The 6,365-nt window shown below is 42.7% G+C and carries 5 protein-coding genes; all 5 read right to left on the bottom strand.

From position 1 onward, the window contains the following. The coding region (locus NTV63_01835; protein ID MCX6709676.1) for a MopE-related protein at positions 1-1,480 on the bottom strand (1,480 nt) is incomplete at its 3' end. A gap of 79 nt (positions 1,481-1,559) precedes the next feature. Further along, positions 1,560-1,787 carry a hypothetical protein gene (locus NTV63_01830; protein MCX6709675.1) on the bottom strand — a complete coding sequence of 76 codons (228 nt, stop codon included), beginning with the start codon at positions 1,785-1,787 and terminating at the stop codon, positions 1,560-1,562. Between the two features lie 28 nt (positions 1,788-1,815). Then, complete coding sequence (locus NTV63_01825; GenBank protein ID MCX6709674.1) at positions 1,816-4,002, bottom strand: hypothetical protein; 2,187 nt, start codon at positions 4,000-4,002, stop codon at positions 1,816-1,818. 356 nt (positions 4,003-4,358) lie between these two features. Then, positions 4,359-5,429 carry a putative metal-binding motif-containing protein gene (locus tag NTV63_01820; GenBank protein ID MCX6709673.1) on the bottom strand — a complete coding sequence of 357 codons (1,071 nt, stop codon included), beginning with the start codon at positions 5,427-5,429 and terminating at the stop codon, positions 4,359-4,361. Positions 5,430-5,559: 130 nt separating this feature from the next. Continuing rightward, a partial coding sequence (locus NTV63_01815) for a myxococcus cysteine-rich repeat containing protein (protein ID MCX6709672.1) occupies positions 5,560-6,365 on the bottom strand: 806 nt, incomplete at its 5' end.

Genomic DNA, 6,365 nt, shown 5'->3' with positions numbered 1-6,365 from the left:
ATTCCTGCCCCTTTGCAGCTGAATCTCCTGTTCCCATTTCAGCCCTGCTCTTTCCCCAAACAACATTATCATTCGGGCTTGCGCTTCCAAGGCGGTATGCGTAGAACTGGGTCCAGACATCCTCGCCTATGTTTCTCATGGTTACAGATGCGGAAAAGACGCTTCCTGCAAGCACTGTGTCTGGAATATTGGTTCCTGCGCACACAGAGCCGAAGCACGGCTCATCCCTGCCGTTGCAGTTCTCATCAATCCCGTTTTCGCATATCTCCTGCTCCGGAAGTATCTGTCCGATGCATGCTCCCCAGGTTCCTGCTGAGCAGGTTTCTGTCCCTTCCCTGCATATTCCCACGTTTCCAGTTCCTGGAATTCCGGTGTAGCATGACCTGACAACTCCATTGTCAGCGAGCCCATCACAATCATTATCCTTATTGTCGCATATCTCAGGCGCAGAGAACACTGCGGGCGTTGTTATAAGCCAAGCGCCCATAGTGCATGTTTCAGTGCCGTATTCGCACTCTCCAACATCTGATTCTCCGTATGCCCTTGTCAAATTCTCATCAATGCTGCCGTCGCAGTCATTGTCAAGTGCATCGCATGATTCAGCAACAGGGGTTATTCCGCCTGTGCATGTTCCCCATGCTCCCCATGTTCCTGCTGAGCATGTTCTCTCTTTTGTCCCAAATTCGCATGCGCCTACTTCTGTTCCGCACGTCTGTGTTTCTGAGACATCCTCATCAATTATGCCGTTGCAGTTATTGTCAATATTATCGCACTTTTCAGGTGCTCCAGGATTCACCGAAGCATCATAGTCATTGCAGTCCACAGGACCGCATCCCTCTTCTGCCCTGAAATAGCCGTCAGCATCATTGTCAACGCAGTAGTTTATCACAAGCTGGGGAGTTAAGAGGGGGTTTCCATTCTCCTTTGACTTTGCGATTCCTTCCTGTGTGAAAATTGCTGTTCCTTCAATTGAGTCCTTTATCACCCATCCTTTGTTTTCAAGGATTCCGTCATAGAATCCCTTGACATCGTCAGTAACGTCAATATTAATCCATCCGGTTGTGTTGACCTTTGCGCTTCCGGAAATCCCTGCTGTTGCAGGCTGGTTCTTCCAGTTGACAAGAGTTTCGCTCCAGTCAGATGATATCCTTTCAGCATTGTAAGTTTCAAGAGCCCAGGGTGCCTTCTCAATGTATAACCTCATTACAGCAGAATTAACCCTGTAAGAAGGGGGAACTGTAGGAAGGTTTGCAAACTGGATTAAAGCCCTCTTTGGATAGAGCAGGTTTGCCCTCACTGCAAGCTGTGCTGATGCGCCGTAATTGGTGTTAGGCATTGCAGAGCTTACATAGCTGTCCTTTGTCGGGGTAAGAATGCTTTCGCTTGCCAATACTGAAACTGACATAGTTGCCAGCATCAGAATAATGGCGATTATCCCGAAAAAACCTTTTGTTGTCCCACAATTAAACTTATTTTTCATTTCGACACCCCCAAATCTCTCTTGAATTATGCTTTTTTATTTCTCTATATCCATCCCTTCATCTTTTCTTTTGTAATTCTTATTTTTCATTGCGATATTTTGATAATTTGTAATTGCAGATGTAGCGCCTGCAAAACATATTCTTAATTTCTCCTTCTTCCCTGTTGAAATACTCCTCAATCCTCGAAAATTCAAATATCCTTTTGCACTCTTTCGGACTCTCATTGATTGGGCAGGCGTTGCATAAAAGCGAATCCAGGGTTTCGCTGCTCATCTCTTTCAGGTTTATTATTTTATTTTCTTCCATTTTTATCATTGGTTATAATTCATTATAATCAGTTGATTGTGAAGGATATTTTCTTCTCAGCAATGTTTCCCGAATAGTCCTGCGCCTGAACAGTTAATGTGTGCGTGGTTCTTGTGAAGGACTTTGAGACAGTTCCTGATGTGCAGTCAGAGCATACTGTTGTAAAGGACGCGCCGTCTGCTGAGTATTTTATGCTCTTGCACTTCTCGTTTGCCTCTGCGCTTATTGAGAGGGTTGTAGTTGCGTATGCCGTGTTGTTTAAAGGTGAAAGTATGCTCAGCAATGGCGCAGTATTGTCAAAGTAAACTGTGTTTACAGTTGAATTAACATCCCTTGCCCGGTCTTTTATCCTGAAGAAATACTCAATTTTCCCTTTGTCAGGATAGAATCCGAAATAAGGAATTAAGTATCCTGGTGATGCGCACTGCACAAGCGAGCCAGATGCGCAGCCGGAAAGCGTTACTGACTGCCACTCCTCGCCATCTCCCTTCCAGAAGAGCATTATATTTTCCAGATATGATTCAGTGTATTTGACTGAAAATGCAGGCGAATTTATGAAGCTCTTGTTTATCGGGGTTATTGAGCTTACAACAGGCGCAACCGAGTCAATGAAAAATGAAACGCTGTTTGTTGAGTTGTTGTCTGCCTTGCTTGTTGCAAGGATTGTGAGAGTGTGGCTTCCGTCTGTGTATGACTTCTGCCCTGAATACGAGCTGCAGTCAGAGCAGAGAAGGGTGTATGAACTGCTGTCAAGGGAATATTTTATTGTCTTCATAAGTTTCCCTGTGCTTACTTCGAAATTCACTGCTTTAACTCCGTAAGCCCTGCTTTCAGGGGATATTATCTCAATCTGCGGAAGGGATGAATCAACCTTTATTGTGTAAGGGATTGAGGAAACGCTTCTTATGTCATCAGATATTGTGAAATAATACCTGAATCCCGGCTCGTAGGAAGTTACATTAAGGGATTTTCCGCACGTCTTTGAAGCCCCTGCTGTGCAGGAAGGGAGGATGTATTCATCCAATGCTTCCTCTGCTGTTCCTGGATTCCTAATTATGCTTAATCTTGCTTCCTTGAGGTAATTTTCAGTGTATGTGACATTGAAATTAGTGCTTTCAAAAGCGTAAGTGTTATTTGCAGGTGTCTGGCTTGATATTACAGGAAGCTTTGAATCAACTTTTATTGTGACATTCTTCTCTGCAGTATTATAACTGTAATCAGTTATCTGGATTGAAAGGGTGTGAATGCCTTCCCCAAACACAATGTTTCCCGAATACTGGCTGCATGCTGAGCAGAGCTGGGAGTATGAGCCGCCGTCAATAGCCCTTTTTATATATCTCATTGTTCCATTAACCCACACCTCAACAGGAACATTTGTTGTTCCGTATGCTGTTCCTGGAACAGGCGAAATCACCTCAAAAGTGGATAATGTCCTAAGTATTGTAACTGTGTTGTGCTCGGAGAACTCAAATCCGTTGTTTGTGTTAATCAGCCGGAAATAATACTCAATCTTGTCCAGGTTCTTGTATCCTGAAAGGTCTGCTGTGAAAGTGCACTCAGCATTCTGCCCTGAAGGGCAGTCATTCTTTGTCAGTATGTAATAAGTGTCTTCCCCGACTTTCCTGAAAATCAGGCTTGCATTTTTCATGGATGATTCATTATATCTTACTGAAAACTCCTCTGCATCCAGCCCTGTAATGACAGAGCCGTTCTTTGGAGTGTAATCAAGGATTATTGGTAAAGCCGTAGTCCTGACTTCAATGTGCACGCACCTTGAGTCAAGGAAAGGATAGTAATTGTCTCCCTGGCACGGTCCTTTTGGCTGTGTTGTTACCTTTATGCACAGCTGGTATGAACCCTGCTTGAGCTCCCTTGTGAATCCCTGGTATGAGTTGCAGTTGGTGCATAAGGTTTCAGAATAAGAAATTTCGCCGTTAAGGGTTATCTTCATCTCCGGAACATTCTCCTCAACCTTCACTTCAATAGGAACCCGGTTTGTATTGTAGATGAAATCATTTTCAGGAGAAGAAAGGTTTATTCCCGGAAGGGCAGGGCATGCTGGATTTGGAATTGTATCGCATATCATGCACTGCTGGCTTACAGAATTTGTGCAGAATTTGCAGTATAAAGTGGCTGATGCGCCGTTAGAAAGACAGATTAGAGTGAGAATAAGGGCTAACGCGAACACAATATGGTTTAATTTCTGAAACTTCATCCTTGCTTCTCTTTTCTATAGTTCTCGTTGTATCTAAATCCACTTTTGCTCTATCACGCATTTTTCACTACCACCAAAATTTACACCTAATAGTTCTGACCCAGTAACAATCTGGATGTAATCACTGGAATTTACAATTAGGGGATTTGTATTTAAGCATTTTTATCCTTTAACTATCTTATTATAATGCGTATCTCAGATTACAGAAATCCTTTAAATGCTTTAAACTCAATTGTGACAACTAAGAAATTGAAACCCCGTCGTGACAAAAAGCCCAAATGCGTAACCTGCATGTGACAAAAATTCCGGAAATCCCGCTTTCAAAATAAGCGCCTTAAAATGATTTTTTTATGATTTTATTGATTAAAAAAATCATCTGAAAAACGATTATTCTTTCTCTTTCCCTTTATTCTCTTGATGAAAAAGAACAGCCAGATGCACAGTCCTGCAATCAAAATCAGGAGTATTATTCCAATAATCGGGTTTGCATTTACATTGAAAAGGTTTCCTATTGCAAGTCCTGTCAGCAGGTTTTTTCTGCCTGTTGAAGGAGTATTTCCAGTAAGACTATTCTCTGCTGGGATTTCTGTCTGATTCGGCTCTGGCACATTTAGGGCAGATGCTAAAATCTCTTCTGACACAGGCATCTCGCAGCTCTGTGATTCAACCGGTTTTGCCTCTTTTGGATCGCAGGTTGGATACTTAAGGCTGCACGCTCTTGTCTGGACGCTGTTAACGCATTCACTCCAGGAAGTGCAGTTCCACTCTGACTTGCATTTGCCTCCACTGCCTCCACCGCCTCCTCCTCCACCACTTGGGCAGGCAAGATCAGTGCCGTCGCAGTCTTCATCAATGCTGTTTCCGCATATTTCATTAGCGGGAGTGCCTGGCACGCATGTTTGGGAAATCCCGCCAACACAATTCTGCACTGTTGCCTGGCAGGCTCCAACACCGCATGTTGTAGAACCTAAATTATCATCAATCTTATCATTACAATCATCATCTATCCAATTGCAGATTTCAGTTGCTCCGGGATTAATGCTTGCATTAGTCTCATCGCAATCATCAAAATTATAACCGTCATTATCCGCATCAGTTGCTGTTAAACTAAATTCCATGCTTGAGCCGCCAACACAGGCGACAGCTGCTTCATTAACAATTAATCTTTTAACCTTAAAGAAAATGTTTTTTCCGTCTGCATCAGCATCAATAGCATAATTTCCAGAAGGAGGACCGCTTCGTCCTGTTCCTGTCAAGTTTGCAGTTCCTTCAACATAAGCAGTTACATCAGTGCTTTCAGCAGGGTTTCCGTTAACGCTCACAGTCCCGTAGAAGGAGCATGGCATTTTTTCAGTGGGCACTTCTGCATAAACTATGTTTATTACAAGTAATAGAATCATAGCAAATATGATTGTAATCTTTTTCATGATTTAACCCCCAAATTCATGCTTTATTCAATAATAATGAATAGTAATGAATAGGATATATTTAAATATTACTATTTTTTATCACTATTTAGTTACAAAAACTAATAAATAAAAAAATATGGTTGTAAGTTTAAACTGGTTCACTTATTTCAACAGTGCATGTTGAACTGCAGCCGTCCCCGTTCTCTTTGTTCCCATCATCGCATTCCTCGCCAAAAGGCACATCTACTTTGCCATTGCCGCAGTAATCCAATTGATTGCAAGGCAATGTCAGGGTGTCTGCTCCAGTCATCTTGAGGTAATACGGGTTGCTGATTTTGTCGTTGAATTCAGTCAGAGTATTTGCCCATGAAGGCACATCTGGTTCGTAATGCAGCCATTGTGTTCCGTCATAATACCATATAATGTCGTAGTTGCCTGCAATCTCATACAGGACCTGCTCGGGTGTGTGTATTAAATTGCCATACAAGTCATCAAGCATTAGGTCTGGGAGATAAACTACATCCCAGCCACTTGTGAGCGGCTTGTACACGCACCAGTCCCCTGCTGTGTTTATTGAGAACACAATTGTTTTTGAGTGCTCATTCCAGTTTCCTGATGCATCCTCGCACTGCACATGATAGACATACAATCCGTCTTCAAGTGTTTCAAGGTTTGCATTATGTTCTGTGCCGTAATCTCCTAAGAGAGGAGTGTTTGGCATAAGCGCCATTTCTTTAATGTCGTCTGTTTCACCATAATAGCACTTTGCAGGCTCATTTGTATCCACTTCAAGCGTTACTTCATTATATTTGATAATGCCGCTTGGGCTTGTCATAGTTATCATTGGTGCTGTTGTGTCTGCAGATGCTCCTTCGGTACTATCCTTGCCAAAGTTTCCTGCTTTATCAAACACTGTAAGCTCAACTCTTGAGCCGCCGATAACCATGCACCAAC

This window comes from Candidatus Woesearchaeota archaeon (assembly GCA_026394965.1).
Taxonomy (GTDB): Archaea; Nanobdellota; Nanobdellia; order Woesearchaeales; family 0-14-0-80-44-23; genus JAPLZQ01.
Note: the sequence above shows the minus strand (reverse complement) of the source record. Positions and strands in the feature narration are given on the sequence as shown.